This is a genomic window from Bradyrhizobium sp. USDA 3397, from assembly GCF_054060965.1.
The window spans coordinates 7,731,313-7,751,951 of the sequence record NZ_JBSSDS010000001.1; the positions used below are offsets into that span (position 1 = coordinate 7,731,313).

The window sequence follows — 20,639 nt, forward strand, 5'->3', positions numbered from 1 at the left end:
AAGCCAACCGGCATTTCCCCAAGTCCAGGAGATCCCGCAGATTTCGCTCCAGCCTGGCGCGGTGTTGCGCCGAGAAGAGGTCTGGACCATGAATATCCCCATCAAGACGCAGACGTCCGCTTCGTCACGCGTGCTGGCCGGCAAGGTGGCGCTCGTCACCGGGTCGACCAGCGGCATCGGTCTCGGCATCGCACGGGCACTCGCTGCCTCTGGCGCCGACATCGCGCTCAACGGCCTTGGCGTCGCCAGCGAGATCGGCCGGACGCGCGAACAGATCGCCGCCGAGTTCGGCGTCAAGGCCAGCTATTCGCCGGCGGACATGACGAGGCCGAAATCGATCGCCGAGATGATCGCGGCGACGGTGGCCCAATCCGGCCGGCTGGACATCCTGGTCAACAACGCTGGCATCCAGCATGTCGCGCCGCTCGACCAGTTTCCGGTCGAGAAGTGGGACCAGATCCTCGCGATCAACCTGTCCTCGGCCTTCCACGCCACGCGGCTCGCGTTGCCCGCAATGCGGCAGAACGGTTTCGGCCGGATCATCAACATTGCCTCCACGCACGGCCTGGTCGGTTCGCCGTTCAAGGCAGCCTATGTCACCGCCAAGCATGGCATCGTCGGCCTCACCAAGGTGACGGCGCTGGAGACGGCGGAGCAGGGCATCACCTGCAACGCGATCTGCCCTGGTTATGTCCATACGCCGCTGGTCGAGGCGCAGATCGACGGCCAGGCCAAGGCCCATGGCATCTCCCGCGATCAGGTGATCCGCGACGTGCTGCTGGCGCAACAGCCGAACAAGCGCTTTGTTACGGTCGAGGAGCTCGGCGCACTCGCGGTGTTCCTGTCGACGGATGTGGCGGCCTCGATCACCGGCGTTGCGCTGCCGGTCGACGGCGGTTGGACCGCGCATTGACATGGGCCGGCGCAGCAAGTCGAATGTTCCAACGGTGCAAGCTCACCAGGAGCGAGACATGGGCACGCAGGACAATTCTCAGCATAAGCAGCACGACCTGCCGGGTCAGGTCGTGCTCGTGCTTCAGGGCGGCGGCGCGCTCGGCTCGTACCAGGCCGGGGTCTACCAGGCCTTGCACGAAGCCGGCATCGAGCCGGACTGGATCATCGGCACGTCGATCGGCGCCATCAATGCGAGCCTCATCGCCGGCAACGCGCCCGAGCACCGCCTCGCGCGCTTGCGTGAGTTCTGGAAGCGGATGGAGCAGCAGCCGGTCTGGAACTGGCGCACCGCGTTTCCCGGCTTCAACGAGAAGCTGGCCTATTGGTCGACCGTGACCCACGGCATTGCCGGTTTCTTCCGGCCCAATCCGCTGGCCCATGCCGGCGATTCCTATCCGCTGGGCGCCGATCACGCCGGCTATTATTCGACCGCGCCGCTGGAGAAGACGCTGAGCGAGCTCGTCGATTTTGATCTCGCCAACCGTTGCGCGCCGCGTCTGACGGTCGGTGCGGCTCATGTCGGCACCAGCGAAATGCGCTATTTCGACAGCCGCGACGGCGAGCTGACGGTGAAGCATGTGATGGCCTCGGGCGCGCTGCCGCCGGCTTTCCCCGCCGTGCGCATCGACGGCGAGCTCTATTGGGACGGCGGCATCCTGTCGAACACGCCGACCGAAGCTGTGTTCGACGACAATCCGCGCAGGAACTCGCTGATCTTCTCCGTGCATCTGTGGAATCCGGTCGGGCCGGAGCCGACCACGATGGCGGAGGTGCTGAACCGGCACAAGGACGTGCAATATTCCAGCCGCATCGCCAGCCAGATCGTGCGACAGCAGCAGGCCCATCGTCTGCGCCATGTCATCAACCAGCTTGCGGCGCGGCTGGCCGAGAGCGAGCGCAACGATCCCGCGGTGAGGGAGCTGACGAGCTACGGCTGCCCGACCCGCATGCATGTGGTGCGTCTGCTGGCGCCGCAGCTCGAGCACGAGACCCATACCAAGGATATCGACTTCAGTCCGTCCGGGATCACGCGGCGCTGGCATGCCGGCTATGCGCACACGAAATCGGTGCTGGCGCGCAAGCCCTGGATCGGCGAATTCGATCCGCTCGCCGGCGTCGTGCTGCACGAGCATATGGACGAGATGCCGATGGCAGCGGAATGAGGGTCCTGTTCGTCATTGCTTTGCACGACGACGATTTCGCAGGCGCGCGGTCCGGAGTATGGTCGCCGTATCTTCGTCGCGAGGCTTGCAATTGGTCGCTGAGAAAGATCTGGAGGAGTCGCTCGTTACGCTGCGTGTCAACGCGGCGGGACCGGTCGCGGGCGTGTTCGGTCCGGCCTCACTGACCTGGCAGATCGACCGGGAGGCCGTGCTCTTTCTCGGCGCCGGCCGTGCGCTGCTGCTGCAACTGGCCCATCCCTGGGTGGCGGCGGCGATCGCCGAGCATTCGCGCACCCTTGCCGATCCGATCGGCCGCTTCCATCGCACCTTCGACATCGTCTTTACGATGGTGTTCGGCTCGCTGGACCGGGCGCTGCTGTCATCCCGGCAGCTGCATCGGCGTCACAGCATGATCGTCGGCGAGATGCCCGAGACCGTGGGGCCGTTCGCGGCCGGTTCGCGCTACTGCGCCAACGACATCCCCGCGCTACGCTGGGTCCACGCCACGCTGGTCGAGACCGCGCTCATGGCACATGATCTGGTGCTGCCGCCACTCTCGGCGGAGGAGCGCGATCGCTATTGGAGCGAGGCCAGGCTGTACGGCGCCCTCTTCGGATTGAAGGGGGATGATTTGCCGGCGGACTGGTCCGGCTTCGTCGCCTACACCAAGGCAATGGCGCAGTCGGAGACGCTAACCGTTGGCCCTGCGGCGCGCGAGATCGCCGCGCAGATATTCAGCGGCGCGCGCCCGTGGCTGCGGCCGCCGCGCTGGTATTGCGCGCTCACCGCGAGCATGCTGCCCGAGCGCTTGCGCGCGGGCTTCGGCTTTGAGCTCGACGAGCGCGGGATCCGATCTGCCGACAACGCGCTGCGATGGATCAGGCTCGTCTATCCGAAATTGCCTGGCCGGCTGCGCTATGTCGGTCCCTACCAGGAAGCGCAGGCGCGGCTGCGGGGCGAAGCGCAGCCTGATTGGATGACGCGGTGTCTTAATCGCGCCTGGATCGGCCGTCCGCAGATGGATGTGCGCGGGAAGGGGTGACGGCCGATCGCTCGTGTCCCGGACAAGCCGCAACGCATGAGCGTTGCGGCGCAGAGCCGGGACCCAGAGGCCACGAACTCCTGTGCAGCGTGGGCCCCGGCTCAGCAGCGCACCACGTCGCAAGGGCGACGCGCTGCGCTGCGTCCGGGGCACGAGAGCGGAGTGGGGCGCGCGAGTTTCTCCGCATCGTCATTGCGAGCGCAGCGAAGCAATCCAGACTGTCACCGCTGAGGGATTCTGGATTGCTTCGTCGCTTCGCTCCTCGCAATGACGGAGAATGAGTACGCTCCTCGGGGCGCCTCATCCTCACACCGATGCCAGCTTGCGGTACAGCGCGCTGTAGCTGCCGGCCGAGACGCTCCAGGAGAACGAGCGCCCCATGGCGCTGCGGCGCATGGTGTCGAGCTGGTCGTGGGCCATGAAGGCCGAGAAGGCGCGCCGCACGCCGCCGAGGAAGGACTCGCGCGAGGGCTTCGAGAACAGGAATCCGGTCTCGCCGTCGCTGATGGTCTCGGCGAGGCCGCCGGTCTGGTGACCGATCGGCAGCGAGCCGAAGCGCTGCGCGTACATCTGGCTGAGCCCGCACGGCTCGAACCGCGACGGCATCAGGGTGAAGTCGCTGCCGGCAAAGATGCGCCGCGCCTGGGCGTCGTTGAAGCCGATCGCAACCCCGATCGCGTCGGGGCGGCGGCGGTGCGCGTCGATCAAGGCCTGCTCGAGCGCCGGCTCGCCGGAGCCGGTGACCACGATCTGCCCGCCGGCGTCGACGATCTCGTCCGCCGCTGACAGAACGAGGTCGATGCCCTTCTGGTGCACGAGGCGCGCGACGATGCCGAACATCGGTCCGCGCGAGACCGCCAGCCCGAACTGCTTGCGGACGTAATCCGCATTGGCCTTCTTGCCGACCCAGTCGCCGGCACCGAATTGCTGGGCGAGCTGGGCGCAGGAGCGCGGGTCCCAGCTCTCGTCGATGCCGTTGAGGATGCCGGTGAGCTCGGCGGCGTCCGAGCGCAGGCGGAGCAGGCCCTCCAGGCCACAGCCGAATTCGGCCGTGGTGATCTCCCGCGCATAGGTGCCGCTCACCGTGGTGAGGTGGGAGGCGTAGACGAGGCCCGCCTTGAGGAAGGAGACCTGGTCGTAGAACTCGACGCCGTCGATGTGGAAGGAGCTCTCCGGTGCGCCGATCCGCCGCAGCGAGTCCTTCGGGAAGAGGCCCTGATAGGCGAGGTTATGGATGGTCAGGATGGATGGGAGCTTGGCGCCCTGCCAGGCCAGGTAGGCCGGCACGAGCGAGGCCTGCCAGTCGTTGGCATGGATCAGGTCTGCTGCCCAATTCTTGTCCAGCTTGCCCATGGCGAGCTCAGCCGCGGCCGAGGCGAAGCGCGCGAAGCGGATGTCGTTGTCGGGCCAATCGCGCCCGAGCTCGTCGCCATAGGGGTTGCCGGGCCGGTCGTAGAGCTGCGAGCACAACAGCACATAGACCGGCAGCCCGTCCTTGGTCGCGGCACGGCCAAGCGAGCAGGCCGGCATCTCCGCGAATGCCGGACAGCGGCCAACGATCTGGATATGGGTGAGTTGCTCGATGATGTCGCGATAGCCGGGCAGCATGATCCGGATATCGGCGAAGGAGCGAAGTGCGCGGGGAAGGGCGGCGGAAACGGCGCCCAGTCCGCCGACGCGAACGAAGTCGTCCATCTCAGTGGTGACGAACAAGACCCTCAAGAACAGCCGCCCTTTTCCGATCCCGCTCGCTGCTATGCAAGAACGGGTCCAGTTGTGCTGGAATTCCAAAGCCCGCCCACGCGGCACGTCTGTTCGGTAAACACTTTCCTACTCAGCCGCCGCCCTCTAGGGTCGCCGCATCAACAACAAAGAACTTCGATGGTTCCCACGAGATCCGAGGGCGCAGGCAGGCATGCAGCTAGCAGATAAGCATGAGGGGACGACGACAAAGGCCTTCGCGGGCCTGCGGGTGCTGGATTTTTCGACCACCATCGCCGGGCCCCATTGCACACGGATGCTCGCCGACATGGGCGCCGAGGTCATCAAGATCGAGACCGATGGCGGGGAGACGATGCGGACCCGGCCTCCTCTCCGCAACGGCTGCAGCACCGCGTTCGGCCAGCTCAATGTCGGCAAGAAGAGCGTGGTCCTCGACCTCAAGTCCGAGGACGGCAAGGAGGCGGTGCGCCGGCTGGCCGCGACGTCCGACATTCTGGTCGAGAACTTCCGTCCCGGCGTGATGCGCCGCCTTCGGCTCGACTACGACAGCCTGCGTCAGGTCAACCCGAGGCTGATCTACTGCTCGATCTCGGGCTATGGCCAGACCGGCCCTTCGGCCGAGCTGCCGGCCTACGCCCCGGTGATCCACGCGGCCTCGGGCTATGACATGGCCCATCTCGCCTACCAGCCGGGCCGCAACCGTCCCGACTATTGCGGTATCTACCACGCCGACGTCGTCACCGGGACCTATGGTTTTGGCGCGATCGCGTCGGCGCTCTATCAACGCAGCGTGACGGGCGCCGGCCAGCACATCGACGTCTCCATGCTGGAAACCATGCTGTCGCTGACGCTGACCGAGCTGCAGAGCTCGCAATTCGCGGTGCCGCCGCCGCCGCGCCCCATGTTCGGGCCGACCGAGACGGCAAGCGGCTACGTCATGATCACGATCGCCAGCGAGAAGACGTTCCAGGCCCTGATGGGGGTGATCGGCCGCCCGGACTGGGTTTCCGATCCACGCTTCGCCACCTATGCCGCGCGCCGCGAGAACTGGGCCGAGCTGATGGACGGCGTCGAAATCTGGTCGCGGCAGCTTTCGACCGAGGCGTGCCTGCGCGCACTCGGGGCTGCCGGCGTGCCGGCCTCGGCCTATCGCAGCGTGTCCGAGGCCTTGGCTGATCCGCAGCTTGCGCATCGCCGTGCGCTCTCAGAGGTGCGGGACGAGGGCGGCTCATTCCAGGTGCTCAACCTGCCGTTCCGGATGTCGGGCGCTGACACGGCGCCGGCCAAGACCGTGTCCGTGCTCGGCGAGCACACCGCCGCCTTGCGCCAGGAGATCGGGCTTGCGGACGGTGGGGCAATTCCGCCAGGCAAAACGGCGGCGACATCCTGAGTCTTATCGCCGCCACATGCGGCGTTTGAACTCTCGTTCGTTCCTCTTGCCGAGGCGAGCATTTGTCGCCAAGCTCGCCTCCGAGTCATTCAACGATCCGAAACATCGGACGAGGGATCCCGGGAGGAACCATGACGAACGCGGCGGCCTTGGCACGCAGGCGCGTGCCTATTTTCCTCGTTGCGGCATTTGCACTGGCTACGCCAGCGCAGGCGCAGAAATCGGGCGGCAGCATCACGGTCGGACAGGAGCTGGAGATCGCAGGCTTCGATCCGCTCAAGGTCGGCGTCTACGACACCTCGACCTTCACCGCTGCCGCCGCGATCTTCGACACGCTGACGACGCTGAATGACAAGGGCGAGGCCGCGCCGAAGCTCGCGGTGTCGTGGGCCCATTCCGACGACTACAAGACCTGGACCTTCAAGCTCCGCGAAGGCGTCAAATTCCACGACGGCACACCGTTCAATGCGCAGGCCTTCAAGGAGAATTTCGACCGCCAGAAGGACCCCGCCAACAAGTGCCGCTGCGCCTTCTACATCACCAACGTCAAGGAGGTGCTGGCGCCGGACGAATACACAATCGTCTACAATCTCACCGATCCTAGCGTGAACCTGCCGGCGACGATCACCATCCAGAGCCAGAACAACGTCATCCATTCGCCGACCGCCTGGAAGACCAAGGGCGACGATTACAACCGCAATCCCGTCGGCACCGGTCCCTACATCCTGAAGTCATGGACCGCCGGCGACCGCATGGTGCTGGAGAAGAACCCGAACTATTGGGACAAGGGCCGTCCCTATCTCGACCGCATCGTCCTGAAGCCGCTGCCGGATGCGCAGTCGCGCTTCGCCTCGCTGCAATCGGGCGAAGCCGACATCATCTGGGACGACGAGAACGACGCCGACAACATCACGAAGGCGCAGAAGGACCCCAAGCTCACCGTTCACACCTACAAGGGCTCGGGCGCTGCGGTCTATGCCTTCAACACCAAGGCGGCGCCGTTCGACGACGTGCGGGTGCGCCAGGCGCTGGTGATGGCGATCGACCGTCCCAAGATGTCGCAGGCGATCAGCAACGGCCTGAGCCGGCCCGCGAGCAATCCTTACGGCGACGGCTCCTGGGTCAAGTGCAAGGACGACGGGGCGCTGCCGTTCGACGTCGAGAAGGCCAAGGCGCTGATCAAGGATTATGGCAAGCCGGTCGAGTTCAAGATGCTGGTGACGGCAACGCCGCGCGGCCGCATCATCGGCCAGGTGCTGCAGCAGTTCTGGAAGCGCGTCGGCGCCAACATGGAGATCGAGCAGGTCGACCAGGCCACGATTCCGACGCGAGCCTTCACGCGGCAATTCCAGCTGACGCCGTGGCGCATCGTCGATCTCGCCGATCCCGATCCGCAGATGTACGCGAATTTCCGCAGCGGCAGTCCGCTGTCGCTCTCCGGATATTCGAACCCCGAGCTCGACAGGCTGCTGGATCATGCACGCGTGACCGCAGATATGGGCCAACGCAGCGAGGATTACTGCGCCATCAGCCGCCTGATCAACAAGGAGGCGATCTGGTTCTGGACCTTCCAGAACACCTATTACGCGCTGTCGAGTGCCAAGCTGAAAGGCTTTCCGAAGATGTACAACGGCGTGATGGACGTCTCCAGAACCTGGCTGGAATGATGGCGCGATGCTGAACTTCATCGTTCGGCGGCTGCTTGCCATGCTGCCGGTGCTGCTCGCCGTCTCGTTGCTGACGTTCCTGATCGCCTCGCTGCTGCCGGGCGATCTCGCGCTCGTCATCCTCGGCGACCAGGCAACGCCGGAGAACGTCGCGGCGTTGCGCCGCGACATGGGGCTCGACCAGCCGCTGTGGTGGCGCTACCTGAGCTGGCTCGGCCACGTGGTGCAGGGCGATCTCGGCCGCTCGTTTCGCACCGGGCAGACGGTGCTGCAGGCGGTGGCCGAGCGCATTCCGGTCTCGCTGCAGCTGATGCTGATGGCCGAGTTCATCGGGCTCCTGATCGGCGTTCCCGTCGCGATCGCCTGTGCCGCGCGCGCCGGCGGCGCGTTCGACCGCTTCATGACCGGCAGTGCCTTCGCGATGCTGTCGATGCCGTCGTTCCTGGTAGCGATCCTGCTGATCTATCTGTTCGCGGTCGAGCTGCGCTGGCTGCCGGCGACCGGCTATGTGCCGTTCACCGAGGCACCGCTGGCCAATTTGCGCTTCTTCGTGCTGCCGGCGCTGACGCTGGCGCTGGCGGAGTGGCCGGGCATCATGCGTGTGCTGCGCTCGGACATGATCGCCGCCTTGCAGGAGGACTATATCGCGCTGGCGAAAGCAAAGGGTCTCAAGCCATCGCGCATCCTGTTCGTGCATGCGCTCAAGCCGTCGTCGCTGACCCTGGTGACGGTGACGGGCATCAATATCGGCCGCCTGCTCGGCGGCACGCTGATCGTGGAATCGATCTTCGCGCTGCCCGGCATCGGCCGGCTGCTGGTCGGGGCGATCTACACCCGCGACCTCGTCATCCTCCAGGGCGTCGTGCTGCTGGTCGCCTGCGGTTTCGTCATCGTCAACTTCATCGTCGACATGCTCTATGCCGTGCTCGACCCCAGGATCCGCCATGGCCACGCTTGAGCTGTCGATCCAGGACGAGGACGTGGCTGCGCCGGTCGGCCGCAAGCCCAAGCTCGGCCTGTTGTTCTGGATCGCAAGCGCCTGGGTTGCGATCATCATTTCGCTAGCGATCCTGGCGCCGGTGCTGCCGCTGCAGAACCCGACCGACATGGACATGCTGGAACGGCGCGCCGCCTTCTCCAGCGAACATTGGCTCGGCACCGACGGGCTCGGCCGCGACGAGCTCGCCCGGCTGATCTTTGGCGCGCGGGTGTCGCTGACGGTCGGGCTGATCGCGCCCATGATCGGCCTCGTCGTCGGCGGCGCGCTCGGCCTGCTGGCCGGCTATTTCCGCGGCCGGTTCGAGACGCTGGTGGTCGGCAGCATGGACGTGCTGCTCGCGTTTCCGCCGCTGATCTTCGCGCTCGCGGTGGTCGCCTATCTCGGGCAGTCGGTCCCCAACCTCACTGTCGTCCTCGGCGTGCTCGGTATTCCCGCCTTCATGCGCGTGGCGCGCGCAGCGACGCTGACGCTGGCGCGGCGAGAATTCGTGATCGCGGCCGAGGCGTTAGGGGCGAGCCATGCGCGCATCCTGCTGCGCGAGCTGCTGCCGAACGTCATCCTGCCGCTGCTCGCCTTCTTCCTGCTCGGCGTCGCCGTCACCATCGTGGTCGAGGGCGCGCTGTCCTTCCTCGGCCTCGGCGTGCCGCCGCCGATGCCGAGCTGGGGCAGCATGATCGGGGAGGGACGTGACAGTCTGGACGTCGCGCCGCGTCTCGCCTTCCTGCCGGCGGCAGCACTGTTCGCGACCGTGCTGGCGTTCAACCTCGTCGGCGACACCTTGCGGGCCCTCACCGACCCACGTCAGGGGGCGCTGTGACCGCGCCGCTCCTGGCCATCGAGGATGTCGCGGTCGAGCTGCCGACCCCGCGCGGAAACCTGCGCGCCGTCGATCACGTCGACCTTTCGCTGCAGGCCGGCCGCACGCTTGGGATCGTCGGCGAATCCGGCTGCGGCAAGACCATGCTCTCGCGCGCCGTGCTGCAGCTGCTGCCGAAGAAGGCGAAGCTGACGGGCCGAGTGATGTTCGACGGCGAGGATCTGGTGCGGCTCGAGCCTGAAAGCCTGCGGCGCCTGCGTGGACGCGACCTCGCGGTCGTGTTCCAGGACCCGATGACCTCGCTCAACCCGGTGCTCACCATCGGCACGCAGCTGATGGAGACGATCCAGGAGCACCTCGAGCTTGACGCTCCCGCCGCGAAGGCCCGCAGCATCGAGCTGCTCGCCGCCGTCGGCATTCCCGCCCCGGAGCAGCGGCTCACACAATATCCCCATCAATGCTCCGGCGGCATGCGCCAGCGCATCGCGATTGCGATCGCACTGTCCTGCGAGCCGAAGCTGTTGATCGCGGACGAGCCGACCACCGCGCTCGACGTCACCATCCAGGCTCAGATCCTCGATCTGCTCGCGCGCGAGCAGCGCCGCCGCCACATGGCGATGATCATCATCACCCACGATCTCGGCGTCGTCGCTGGCCGGGCCGACGAGGTCGCGGTGATGTATGCCGGCCGGGTGGTGGAGCGCGCGCCGACGCAAGCCTTGTTCAAGCGCATGCACATGCCCTACACCGAGGCGTTGCTGGCGGCGATCCCGAAGCTCGAGACCGCGCCGCATACGCCGCTGCCGGCGATCTCGGGCCGTCCACCCGATCCGACGCGGCCTCTGAAAGGCTGCTCCTTCGCGCCGCGCTGCAATTATGCCACGGCGCGCTGTCATGAGGCCAAGCCGGTCCTGACGAGTGCCGAGATGGCGGAACATCTCTATGCCTGCTTCCATCCGATCCGGATGGCGGAGGGGATCGAGGCATGATGCAGCTTGCCGCGCGCCCCGCGCCGCTTCTGAGCGTCGACAATCTCGTCGTCGAATATGGTCTGGGTAACAAGATTGTTCATGCCGTCTCCGGTGTCAGCCTCGAGGTCGCGCGCGGCGAGACGCTGGGACTGGTCGGCGAATCCGGCTGCGGCAAGTCGACGCTCGGCCGCGCGGTGCTGCAACTGCGCCGCGCTAAGTCCGGCCGCGTGATGTTCGACGGCGAGGACCTCACCGCCATGGAGGGCGAGGCGCTGCGCAGGATGCGCCGGCGCGTGCAGCTGATCTTCCAGGATCCGATTGCTTCCCTCAATCCGCGCCGGCGCATCGGCGACATCGTCGCCGAGCCGCTGATCATCGCCGGGATCAAGGATGCCGCCGAGCGCAAACGGCGCGTTCACGAGGTGCTCTCCGCGGTCGGGCTCGACCCCGATCTCGTGGCGAACCGCCTGCCGCACGAATTCTCCGGCGGCCAGTGCCAGCGCATCTGCATCGCGCGCTCGCTGGTGCTCAAACCCGAATTCATCGTCTGCGACGAGCCGGTGTCGGCCCTCGACGTCTCCATTCGCGCGCAGATCCTCAACCTTCTGGAGGAGATGAAGGCGCGCTTCGGTCTGACGCTGCTGTTCATCGCGCACGACCTCGCCGTGGTCAAAGCAGTCAGCGATCGCGTCGCGGTGATGTATCTCGGCCGGCTCTGCGAGGTCGCTCCCTCCCAGCAATTGTTCGCGCGGCCTGCGCATCCCTACACCGCGCTGCTGTTGCAGGCGATCCCGGTGCCGGATCCGGACGTGCGTCCCGTCGAAAGTGTGGCGGCCGGCGAGCCGCCATCGCCGATTGCGCCGCCATCCGGCTGCCGCTTCCGCACCCGCTGCCCGCGCGCAGATCAGCGTTGCAGCGCGGAGATACCGGAGTTGCGCCAGATCGCACCCGGCCAGTTCGCGGCTTGCCACCATCCGCTGGCCTGAACTAAGACCGGTTTGTCTGGTCGCGCCGACCATGGCATGGTGGCGCGACAACAAGAAGCATGCGGGAGGACGCCGATGAAGAGTTTCAAGGTTGCCGATTTCAAGGCACCGCTGTTGGAGGTCGACGAGGCGACGCCGCAGCCCTCGGGCACACAGGTGCTGATCAAGGTGAAGGCCGCCGGCGTCTGCCACAGCGACCTCCACATCTGGGAAGGCGGCTATGATCTCGGCCATGGCCGCAAGCCGCTCTCGCTGAAGGACCGCGGCATCAATCTGCCGCTGACCATGGGCCACGAGACGGTCGGCGAAGTCCTCGCCTTCGGACCCGACGTGAAGCCGACCGATCAGGGCGACCTGAAGGTCGGCGATGTCGGGCTGGTCTATCCCTGGATCGGCTGCGGCAAATGTGCCACGTGCCTCGCCGGTGACGAGAACATGTGCCTGACGCCGCGCTCGCTCGGGGTCTATTGCGACGGCGGCTATTCCGATCACATGCTGGTGCCGCATCCGCGCTACCTGCTCAATCTGAAAGGCCTCGATCCTGCGACGACCGCGCCCTATGCCTGCTCGGGCGTCACCACCTACAGTGCGCTGAAGAAGGTCGAGCAGCATTTCGACACGCCGATCGTGATGTTCGGCGCCGGCGGCCTCGGGCTGATGGCGCTGTCGCTGCTCAAGGCGATGGGCGGCAAGGGCGCGATCATGGTCGATATCGACGCGAGGAAGCGCGAGGCGGCAGAGAAGGCCGGTGCGCTCGCGACCGTCGATCCCAAGGCGCCGGACGCGCTGGAGCAACTTGCCAAGAAGGCGGGTGGCCCGATCCGCGCCGTGATCGATCTCGTCGGCAATGCCGCCACGACGCAGCTCGGCTTCGACTGCCTGACCAAAGGCGGCAAGCTCGTCATCGTCGGCCTGTTCGGCGGCGGCGCGACCTGGGCGCTGCCGCTGATTCCGATCAAGGCGGTGACGATCCAGGGCAGCTATGTCGGCAATTTGCGCGAGACGCAGGAGCTGCTCGACCTGGTGCGGTCGAAGAAGGTGCCGCCGATCCCGGTGACGCAACAACCGCTCGCCAAGGCCAACGACGCCCTGCTGCAATTGCAGCAGGGCGCGGTGGTCGGGCGTACGGTGCTGACGCCGTAACGAACGCCCTCTCCCTCGTCATTGCGAGGAGCGAAGCGACGAAGCAATCCAGAATGTCTCCGTGGATGCAGTTCTGGATTGCTTCGCTTCGCTCGCAATGACGACCTGGTTGACACCTTCCTTGAGGCCTTAAATGTCCGCAAACAACGCCTTCCACATTGCCGTGCTCGCCGGTGACGGCATCGGCCCTGAAGTCATGGCGCCGGCGCTGGAGGTGCTGCGCAAGGTCGGCGAGAAGTCCGGCCTCGGCTTCCGCTTCACCGAGGCGCCGGCCGGCGCCAACCATTATCTCGCGACCGGCAAGTCGATGCCGGATAGCACCATCAAGCTATGCGAGGAGGCGGACGCGATCCTGCTCGGGGCCTGCGGCCTGCCGTCGGTGCGCTACCCCGACAACACCGAGATCGCGCCGCAGATCGAGCTGCGCTTCATCTTCGATCTCTATGCCGGCGTGCGTCCGGCGCGGCTCATTCCGGGCGTGCCGAGCCCGATCGTCGGCGCGGACCAGCGCGGCATCGATCTCGTCGTGATCCGGGAGTCCACCGAGGGCCTGTTCGCCTCGATGGGGAAGGGCATCGTTACCCATGAGGACGCGCGCGAGACCCTGGTGATCACGCGCAAAACCTCGGAGCGTCTGTTCGAGTTCTCGTTTCGCCTCGCCGAGCGGCGCAAGGTGCGCGGCAAGCCGGGGTCGCTTGCCTGTGTCGACAAGGCAAATGTGTTCAAGGCGTTCGCCTTCTTCCGCCGGATCTTTGACGAGGCCGCTAAACGTCATCCGGACGTGAAGACGGATCATCTCTATGTTGACGCCTGCTCGGCGATGCTGGTCAAGCGTCCCTGGGATTTCGACGTGATGGTGATGGAGAACATGTTCGGCGACATCGTCTCCGATATCACCGCGAGCCTGATCGGCGGCCTCGGCATGGCGCCGTCCGCCGACATCGGTGACAAATACGCGGTGTTCCAGCCGTGCCACGGCACGGCGCCTGACATCATGGGGCAGGGCAAGGCCAACCCCACCGGCATGATCCTGTCCGCCGCGATGATGCTGGATTGGCTCGCCGACAAGCACGGCGTAGAAATTGCGGCCGAGGCGGGTGAGCAAATCGAGCGCGCGATGGACCAGGTCTATGCCGGCGGCATCAAGCCGATGGAGTTCGGCGGCAGCAACGGCACCGCCGACATCACGAAGGCGGTGCTGGGAGCGCTGTAGGGGCTGTGCTCCTCGCCTCTCTCCACGACGAAATTACTTTCCCCTAAACTGCGGCTTGCGCTTTTCCATGAAGGCCTGCCGGCCCTCGCGGAAATCCGCGCTGTCCATGCAGGCATTGCCGATCGCCTTGATCGCCTCCATGTCGCGCCGGCTCTCGTCCTTCAGCACCTGCGCGATGGTGATCTTGGCCGCCTTGATCGCGAGCGGGGCGTTCTGCGCGATCGTCTCGGCCATCGCCATGGTCTCGCCCCAGAGCTCGCCTTGCGGAAACACACGCTCGACGAGGCCGATGCGAAGCGCCTCGGCGGAATCGATGCGCATGCCCGTGTACATCAGAAGCCGCGCCCAGGACGGCCCGACCAGCGACACCAGATGCCGCAGGCCGTCATAGCCATAGGCGATGCCGAGCTTGGCGGCGGGAATGCCGAACTGGCTGTCCTGCGAGGCGAGGCGGATGTCGGCGAGCATCGCGACCTGCATGCCGCCGCCGAGGCAATAGCCGTCGATGCAGGCGATGGTCGGCTTGGGATAATCGGCGAGCAGCGCGCGCTGGGCGGCGCTGCGCTTGGCGTATTGCTCGGACGCCGCCGCATTGTGCCTCACTTTCTCGAACTGGCTGATGTCGGCACCCGAGACGAACGCCTTGCCGCCGGCGCCGCGCAGGATCACGACGCGCACCGTGTCGTCGTCGCGCAAGGCCGTCAGCGCCTCGCCAAATCCCTCCCACATCTCCAGCGACATCGCGTTGCGCTTGTCGGGATTGTTGAAGGTGATCACGCCGACGCCATCGGCCGTGTGCGTCAGAATCTTGCCGTCGGCGTAAGGTGTTCCGGTCGTGCTGATAACGTCTGGCATCGCGCGCTCGCTGCTCGGTGGCGAGGCGCAATGTGCGGCGCAGGCGCCGCCGCGGTCAACCGGCGCGGGAGAGCAGAGGCTGCATCCGCCTGTGCTGCGATTGCATGGCGCGCCGCGTTCGACGGAGGCGGAAACGTCGAAGGAAGACCGCCAAGAAAAAGGGGCGGCCAGGCCGCCCCGAGACGGGCCGCGCGCAGTTGCGCGCAGACATCTTTCGGCCGATCTCGTGCAATCCGGCCGCGCCCCCGTGACGCGGCGGATTGAACGTCGGCCGTGAAGGCCGGGCCGTCGACCGGCCTCAGCTCTCGTTCGCCGCGATCGATTCCATCAGCGAGACGAGCTGACGCTGCACCGTCTGGTCCTTGATCTTGCTGTAGGCGCGCAGCAGGCGGAGGCTGAAGGCCGAGTCGAGGAAGAGCAGGCTCTCGACTTCGCGGGCCTTGTTGTCGCCGTCGTAGAAGAAGGTCACGGGCACATCGAGGGCGGAGGCGATCTGCTGAAGCCGAGCCGCGCCGACGCGATTGACGCCCTTCTCGTATTTCTGCACCTGCTGGAAGCTGACGCCGAGCTTCTCGCCGAGCTCGGCCTGCGAGATCTTCATCTCGACGCGCCGCAGACGGATCCGCTTGCCAAGCTCGATGTCCGGCTTGCCCGCGCTGCGCTGCTTCATTCTTTTCGCCGCTGCTTTCATCTCTGTTTTCACCTTTGTTCTTCGGTTGAAAATCCCCCGAAGAGCTGGGTCAGGGGTTCGCCCATATACGAGTCCTTGAATTCATGCGGGTGCACGAACTCTTCCTTAAACCACGGGAAGCGGGCCGGATTGAAAGCCTCGATCAGCCAGTCAATCATGTGCCGCACGCGGGGGATACGGCCGCTACCGGGGTGGTAGGACAACCAGATATCCAGCGGCCGGTTCAGCTCGACCTCCAGTGGAATTAGTTTCCCGCCGAGCGCAATGGCGTAGCTCGGGAAGACACCGATGCCGGCGCCGTTCGCGACCGCCCAATAATTGGCGCTCGAGACGTTCGTCTTCATGACCAGAAGGTCACGTTCGGACACGCCCGGGAAGAAGCTCTCGAAGGATTCCTTGGCGGCGAGCTGGTCGGCGAATTGCAGCACCAGACGATGCTTGATCAATTCCGCCGCCGAGCGCGGCGCGCCATGCTTTGCGATGTATTTCTCGGAGGCCCAGAACATCAGATGCATGCGGCCGAGCCGCACCAGCTTGATGTCCAGCGCCGAGGGACGAGACAGATGAATGGCGACGTCGGCCTCGTGGCGCGAGACGTCGGCCGAGCGCATCGCGCAATGCAGGTCCACCAGGATTTTCGGATAGGCCTGCTGGAATTCGACCAGGCGGGGGGCAAGCCAGAATGTGCCGAGCCCTTCGGTGACGGCCACGCGGACCTCGCCCGACAGCGCGTTGGCCATCGAATCGCTGGCGCGCAGCACGTCGAAGGTGGCCGCCTCCATGCGTTCGACAGCGGAGACTACCAAGGCGCCCTCATCGGTCAGATGGGTGCCGTGGACGTCGCGCGTGAATAACGTGGTGCCGGTCTGGCGTTCGAAATCGTCGATCCGACGCCGCACGGCGTTGATCGACAGAGACAGGCGCTCGGCCGCCGAGCGAAAGCTTCCGCATCGGACGACTTCCAAGAATATGCGGGCGGCGTCCCAATCGGAGAGGCCGCTGATATTTGTCTTTGGGCGTTCCGCCAGAGGAACGCCCCTTTCCGCCAAGGAGTGCATACAATTCCCTTTGGAACGCTAAACTGGCAGAATCTGGCGCAAACCACAACCACGACGGGTTGGGGAACGACGAGTTTTGAACGTCATCCTTACTACCTTAGGGCGGTATTTGGATGCTCCCATGGGCTGGGAATTCGGGCGAGGCTAATCGGCTCGAGTGAGGGGTATGACGTGAGTTCCGTTGCGAGCCGCGAGATGGCTGCGGGAGTGCCGGCGCTGACTGCAATGAACGGTCTTGCGCAGGAGTCGGTGCTCTTCGCCGTTGCCGGATCAATCGCACCGCGTCAGGCGTTCGCTCCCGGAGCATTGCTGCGGTCGCCAAAGGCGTCGCATGGCGATGCGAGCGGGAACCCGGTTCCGCAGCACAAACACACTGAAATCAGGTTCGAAGGCGCAGTCGCCTCGTGCTATCTATCGTCTTCCATGGGGGCCGAAGGGGGCGTGACAGATACGTCTCGCAGGCCGAATTAACGGAAAGAACGCCGGTGTCGCATTCAGACGAACAGTTGCAGTCGGTGCTGGAAACGCTCGAGGAGTGCCGCAGGGTTCTCAATGCCTGCAACAGCCGCGAGTCGGCCGAGATGCTGTCCATCGTCATCCTCGACGTCAGGATGAAACTGAAAGGAATCGACAGTGCCGATCTCAAGGCGCTGTGCGACGAAATGCTGCGGAGCGCTGCCAGCGAGCCGCCGGCCCCTTCCAAGCAGACGCAGGACCAGCCCCGGCGTCCGCTGCTCCGCGTGGTGAAGTAGCCGCGCCGCCCAATCTCGCTTTCCGGCGAGGTTTGTGCGCGTCCCGATGCCGCATCTGTGATCACGGAGGGCATCGGGCGGAGCCCTGGCTTTGTGCGCCTCTGTTGCGCATTCTCCGGCATGGGCTACACCAGAGCCGGTTCGGCTCCGGGTCGGGCGCGATCCCTGCGCGCCTTGACGGGGCCTGAGATGGCTCCGATTGCATCATGCAAAATGTTTCGATTCCGGCCGCACTGATTGCCGGCCTCGTCAGCTTCCTCTCGCCTTGCGTCCTGCCTCTGGTTCCGCCCTATCTGGTCTACCTCACGGGCGCCACGATCGAGCATGTCGAGAGCGACGAGCCGGTCGCGGCCTCCAAGCGCGCGATCATGATGTCGGCGCTCCTGTTCGTGCTCGGCTTCTCCACCATCTTCGTGGCGCTCGGCGCCAGCGCTTCGCTGATCGGCGGGCTGATCCGTGCCTGGTCGGCGGAGCTGTCGATCCTCGCCGGCATCGTCATCATCATCATGGGCCTGCACTTCCTCGGCCTGACGCGGATCGGCTTTCTGATGCGGGAAGGACGCCTGCCGATCCCCAAACCGGTCGGCCTGTGGGGCGCCTATATCATGGGCCTCGCATTTGCGTTCGGCTGGACGCCTTGCATCGGCCCGATCCTCGCCGCGATCCTCTCGGTCGCCGCGGCGGAAGCCACGGTGACGAGGGGCGCCGGCCTGCTCGCGGTCTATTCCGCGGGCCTCGGCATCCCATTCCTGATCGCCGCGCTGATGATCGAACAGTTCTCCGCGCTGTTCGCGCGCATGAAGGGCCAACTCGTCAACGTCGAGCGCGCCATGGGCGTCCTGATGGTGCTCACCGGCATCGGCTTTCTCACCGGCGCGGTCTCGAATGTGAGCATCTGGCTGCTGGAGACGTTTCCGGTGCTGCAGACGATCGGTTAGGGCGCGCGGGGACCGGGTTCTCACGGACGAAAAAGTAGAGGAACCGTTGAAATCGGTCAGGCATGCTGCCACGGAACGACGATTCCAAACCTTTCCGGTCCCGAGGCGTTGCATCGTGGGACAACTCGCATGGTGGAGATCACGTGACCAAGACACTGCGCTTAGAACCCCTGTCGGACAACGCGGCGTTGGTTGCCTGGCAATTTTTGGGGCAGCCGTTGCAGGAGTGGCCGAGCTGGGTTCAGTCGAATTGCTCGCTGCAGAAGGATGCCGACGGAAAATTCGAGCTTCGGCACGAGCGGCGCAGCGGCACACAGATCGTCTATCTCGGCGAGTGGCTGGTGAGAGATCTCGATGGCGGCGTGGACTTCTACACGGACGCTGAGATCTGGTCGCGGTTCGCTGCTAAGCGCTGACGCGCTGAGCGATTCAGCCGACGCGTCGATCGCGCCTTAGTCTTTCCTGCTCGAGCTTCGGACGATCAAAAGCCTGTGTGGCTGGTGGGGCAAAAGGCCTCGCGGTAGGACACATCCACAGAATGCAATCTGTGGTAATATTCCTTCGTACTGCACCCTGAGGGGCAATTCTTCTGAACGTATACTGAAACGAGAATTTCAGACAATCGACATCTTCGGCGCCCCTCTCCCTTACAGCATATTGAGCAGGAGCAAGCGATGGGAACCGACGTGAATGTTCATCCCGGTCATGGCAAGGCCGGACGTCAACCGACGCGACAATTTCTGGATACGCTTTCCGGACACGACGATCCGGGCATGTTTGGCCGGATGTTTCCGACCCTGGAGCCGCTCGCTGTCGACGACGGTCCGCTGCGCGAACTCGCCGACGCGATGAAGGATCCCGCCCCCGGCGATGCCGCGGGAAACAACGCCAACGTCCCGGCGGGTTTCACCTATCTCGGCCAATTCGTCGATCATGACATCACGCTCGATCTGACCTCCTTCGGCGAGAAGGAAGCCGATCCGATGGCGGTCACGAACTTTCGCACGCCCGCACTCGATCTCGACAGCATCTATGGTCTCGGTCCCGACGGGAGCCGTCATCTGTACGCGCGCAATTCGGCGGGCGACAACGGCAAGACTCCGGGTCCCAAGCTCCTGATCGGCAAGACCGTCAACGTCGACACCATCACCGGAGATCATCGCAACGACCTGCCGCGCAATCCCGAGGGGTTTGCCCTGATCGGCGATCATCGCAACGACGAGAACCTGGTCGTCGCGCAAACCCATCTTGCGATGCTGAAGTTTCACAACAAGGTCTGCGATCAGTTCGCGGCGTCCGGCAAGCCGGCGGGCGAGATCTTCGAGGAAGCGCGCCGGATCGTGACCTGGCACTACCAATGGATGGTCCTGCACGATTTCGTGGAGCGGATCACCGAGAAGGGTATCGTTGCGAAGATCCTCGAGCAGGGTCGGCGCTTCTACCGCTTCAAGAAGATCCCCTACATGCCCGTCGAGTTTTCGGGGGCGGTCTATCGTCTCGGCCACAGCATGGTGCGCCAGGCCTATAGCCACAACCGGATTTTCACGTTCGGCCCCGGCGGTATTCCTGCAACTCTCGATTTGCTGTTCAGGTTCACCGGCCTTTCGGGAGGAATCATCGGAGACCTCGCACCCAATCCGATTCAGCCGCCGCTCCCGCTTCCGTTGCTTTCGAGCAACTGGATCATCGACTGGCGGCGCTACTTTCAGGTGCTGCCGAACAACCCTGCGGGCGTGACGCTCAATCCCTCGCGCAAGATCGACCCCTTCATCGTGCCGCAACTCCATACCCTGCCTGGCGACGGCGGCAGCCTGCCGTTCCGCAACCTCAAGCGCGGCGTGTTGCTGGGATTGCCGTCCGGGCAGGACGTCGCCAAGGCCATGAAGATCAAGAATCCGCTGACGCCGGAAGAAATCTCGAAGGGGAGCGACGGCGCCGTGGCGAAAAAGCATGGCCTGCACCAGCATACCCCGCTCTGGTACTACATCCTCAAGGAGGCGGAGCAGCGGGGCAGCGGCGAAAGGCTCGGGCCGGTTGGCGCGACCCTGCTTGCCGAGGTCTTCGTCGGCCTCGTCCATGGCGACCACCAGTCGTATCTCTGGCTCAAGGGCAAGACCTGGAAGCCGACGCTGCCGTCGCAAGTGCCGGGCGAATTCACGATGGCCGACCTGCTGCGTTTCGTCGGGGATATCAGCCCGATCGACGGCATCTCGACGGTCTAGACCAGACGCCCGCCAGCGTTGCAGACGGTGGGCCGGACCGGCGTGCATGGCGCGC

The 20,639-nt window shown here is 65.2% G+C and carries 19 protein-coding genes; 15 read left to right on the forward strand and 4 right to left on the reverse strand.

What is annotated here, in order from left to right:
• Nucleotides 1–88 precede the first annotated feature (88 nt).
• The 3 genes from ACVWYQ_RS35985 (at nt 89) to ACVWYQ_RS35995 (ending at nt 3,159) form a co-directional block, all read left to right on the forward strand.
• Complete coding sequence (locus tag ACVWYQ_RS35985) at nt 89–913, forward strand: 3-hydroxybutyrate dehydrogenase (RefSeq protein ID WP_456727042.1); 825 nt, start codon at nt 89–91, stop codon at nt 911–913.
• Between the two features lie 58 nt (nt 914–971).
• On the forward strand, nt 972–2,117 hold the full coding sequence (locus ACVWYQ_RS35990) for a patatin-like phospholipase family protein (RefSeq protein WP_456727043.1): 1,146 nt from the start codon (nt 972–974) through the stop codon (nt 2,115–2,117).
• Between the two features lie 91 nt (nt 2,118–2,208).
• Nucleotides 2,209–3,159, forward strand: coding sequence for an oxygenase MpaB family protein (locus ACVWYQ_RS35995; RefSeq protein ID WP_456727044.1), 951 nt, complete (start codon nt 2,209–2,211; stop codon nt 3,157–3,159).
• Between the two features lie 306 nt (nt 3,160–3,465).
• Here the strand turns inward: ACVWYQ_RS35995 and glgA are convergent, their stop codons facing one another.
• Entirely contained in the window at nt 3,466–4,881 is a 1,416-nt protein-coding gene (gene glgA / locus ACVWYQ_RS36000) for a glycogen synthase GlgA (RefSeq protein ID WP_271545533.1), read from the reverse strand.
• 193 nt (nt 4,882–5,074) lie between these two features.
• Between glgA and ACVWYQ_RS36005 the strand changes: the two genes are divergently transcribed.
• The 8 genes from ACVWYQ_RS36005 to ACVWYQ_RS36040 all read left to right on the forward strand — a co-directional run bounded on the left by ACVWYQ_RS36005 (nt 5,075) and on the right by ACVWYQ_RS36040 (nt 14,068).
• Entirely contained in the window at nt 5,075–6,271 is a 1,197-nt protein-coding gene (locus tag ACVWYQ_RS36005; RefSeq protein ID WP_404542751.1) for a CaiB/BaiF CoA transferase family protein, read from the forward strand.
• Nucleotides 6,272–6,402: 131 nt separating this feature from the next.
• A complete protein-coding gene (locus ACVWYQ_RS36010; RefSeq protein ID WP_404542748.1) occupies nt 6,403–7,938 on the forward strand; it encodes an ABC transporter substrate-binding protein in 1,536 nt (511 codons plus the stop codon).
• Between the two features lie 7 nt (nt 7,939–7,945).
• Entirely contained in the window at nt 7,946–8,896 is a 951-nt protein-coding gene (locus tag ACVWYQ_RS36015) for an ABC transporter permease (RefSeq protein ID WP_404542745.1), read from the forward strand.
• Nucleotides 8,883–9,755 (forward strand): ABC transporter permease, encoded by an 873-nt coding sequence (locus tag ACVWYQ_RS36020; RefSeq protein WP_404542742.1) that lies wholly within the window; start codon nt 8,883–8,885, stop codon nt 9,753–9,755. Before ACVWYQ_RS36015 ends, ACVWYQ_RS36020 begins: the two co-directional genes overlap by 14 nt.
• A complete protein-coding gene (locus ACVWYQ_RS36025) occupies nt 9,752–10,744 on the forward strand; it encodes an ABC transporter ATP-binding protein (RefSeq protein ID WP_404542739.1) in 993 nt (330 codons plus the stop codon). The genes ACVWYQ_RS36020 and ACVWYQ_RS36025 overlap by 4 nt, the downstream gene beginning before the upstream one ends.
• A complete protein-coding gene (locus ACVWYQ_RS36030; RefSeq protein WP_271545502.1) occupies nt 10,741–11,712 on the forward strand; it encodes an ABC transporter ATP-binding protein in 972 nt (323 codons plus the stop codon). Before ACVWYQ_RS36025 ends, ACVWYQ_RS36030 begins: the two co-directional genes overlap by 4 nt.
• Before the next feature lie 75 nt (nt 11,713–11,787).
• Nucleotides 11,788–12,855, forward strand: a complete 1,068-nt coding sequence (locus ACVWYQ_RS36035) for an alcohol dehydrogenase (RefSeq protein ID WP_036037755.1) — start codon at nt 11,788–11,790, stop codon at nt 12,853–12,855.
• A gap of 133 nt (nt 12,856–12,988) precedes the next feature.
• Nucleotides 12,989–14,068 (forward strand): isocitrate/isopropylmalate dehydrogenase family protein, encoded by a 1,080-nt coding sequence (locus ACVWYQ_RS36040; RefSeq protein ID WP_404542736.1) that lies wholly within the window; start codon nt 12,989–12,991, stop codon nt 14,066–14,068.
• 33 nt (nt 14,069–14,101) lie between these two features.
• Here ACVWYQ_RS36040 and ACVWYQ_RS36045 read toward each other — a convergent pair whose 3' ends face one another.
• The 3 genes from ACVWYQ_RS36045 to ACVWYQ_RS36055 all read right to left on the reverse strand — a co-directional run bounded on the left by ACVWYQ_RS36045 (nt 14,102) and on the right by ACVWYQ_RS36055 (nt 16,672).
• A complete protein-coding gene (locus ACVWYQ_RS36045) occupies nt 14,102–14,923 on the reverse strand; it encodes an enoyl-CoA hydratase (RefSeq protein WP_404542734.1) in 822 nt (273 codons plus the stop codon).
• Nucleotides 14,924–15,221: 298 nt separating this feature from the next.
• Entirely contained in the window at nt 15,222–15,593 is a 372-nt protein-coding gene (locus tag ACVWYQ_RS36050; protein ID WP_020608151.1) for a helix-turn-helix domain-containing protein, read from the reverse strand.
• A gap of 29 nt (nt 15,594–15,622) precedes the next feature.
• Nucleotides 15,623–16,672, reverse strand: a complete 1,050-nt coding sequence (locus tag ACVWYQ_RS36055) for a LysR family transcriptional regulator (protein WP_157280992.1) — start codon at nt 16,670–16,672, stop codon at nt 15,623–15,625.
• Nucleotides 16,673–17,157: 485 nt separating this feature from the next.
• On the opposite strand from ACVWYQ_RS36055, the gene ACVWYQ_RS36060 reads away from it, so the two are divergent.
• From ACVWYQ_RS36060 to ACVWYQ_RS36075, 4 genes are all read left to right on the forward strand, one after another.
• A complete protein-coding gene (locus ACVWYQ_RS36060; RefSeq protein WP_275508917.1) occupies nt 17,158–17,424 on the forward strand; it encodes a hypothetical protein in 267 nt (88 codons plus the stop codon).
• Between the two features lie 206 nt (nt 17,425–17,630).
• Complete coding sequence (locus ACVWYQ_RS36065; RefSeq protein ID WP_157280996.1) at nt 17,631–18,362, forward strand: cytochrome c biogenesis CcdA family protein; 732 nt, start codon at nt 17,631–17,633, stop codon at nt 18,360–18,362.
• A 143-nt stretch (nt 18,363–18,505) separates the two neighbouring features.
• Nucleotides 18,506–18,778 carry a hypothetical protein gene (locus ACVWYQ_RS36070; RefSeq protein ID WP_036025895.1) on the forward strand — a complete coding sequence of 91 codons (273 nt, stop codon included), beginning with the start codon at nt 18,506–18,508 and terminating at the stop codon, nt 18,776–18,778.
• A 258-nt stretch (nt 18,779–19,036) separates the two neighbouring features.
• Nucleotides 19,037–20,584: a peroxidase family protein gene (locus ACVWYQ_RS36075; protein WP_456727045.1), complete on the forward strand. Its 1,548-nt coding sequence runs from the start codon at nt 19,037–19,039 to the stop codon at nt 20,582–20,584.
• Nucleotides 20,585–20,639 lie beyond the last annotated feature (55 nt).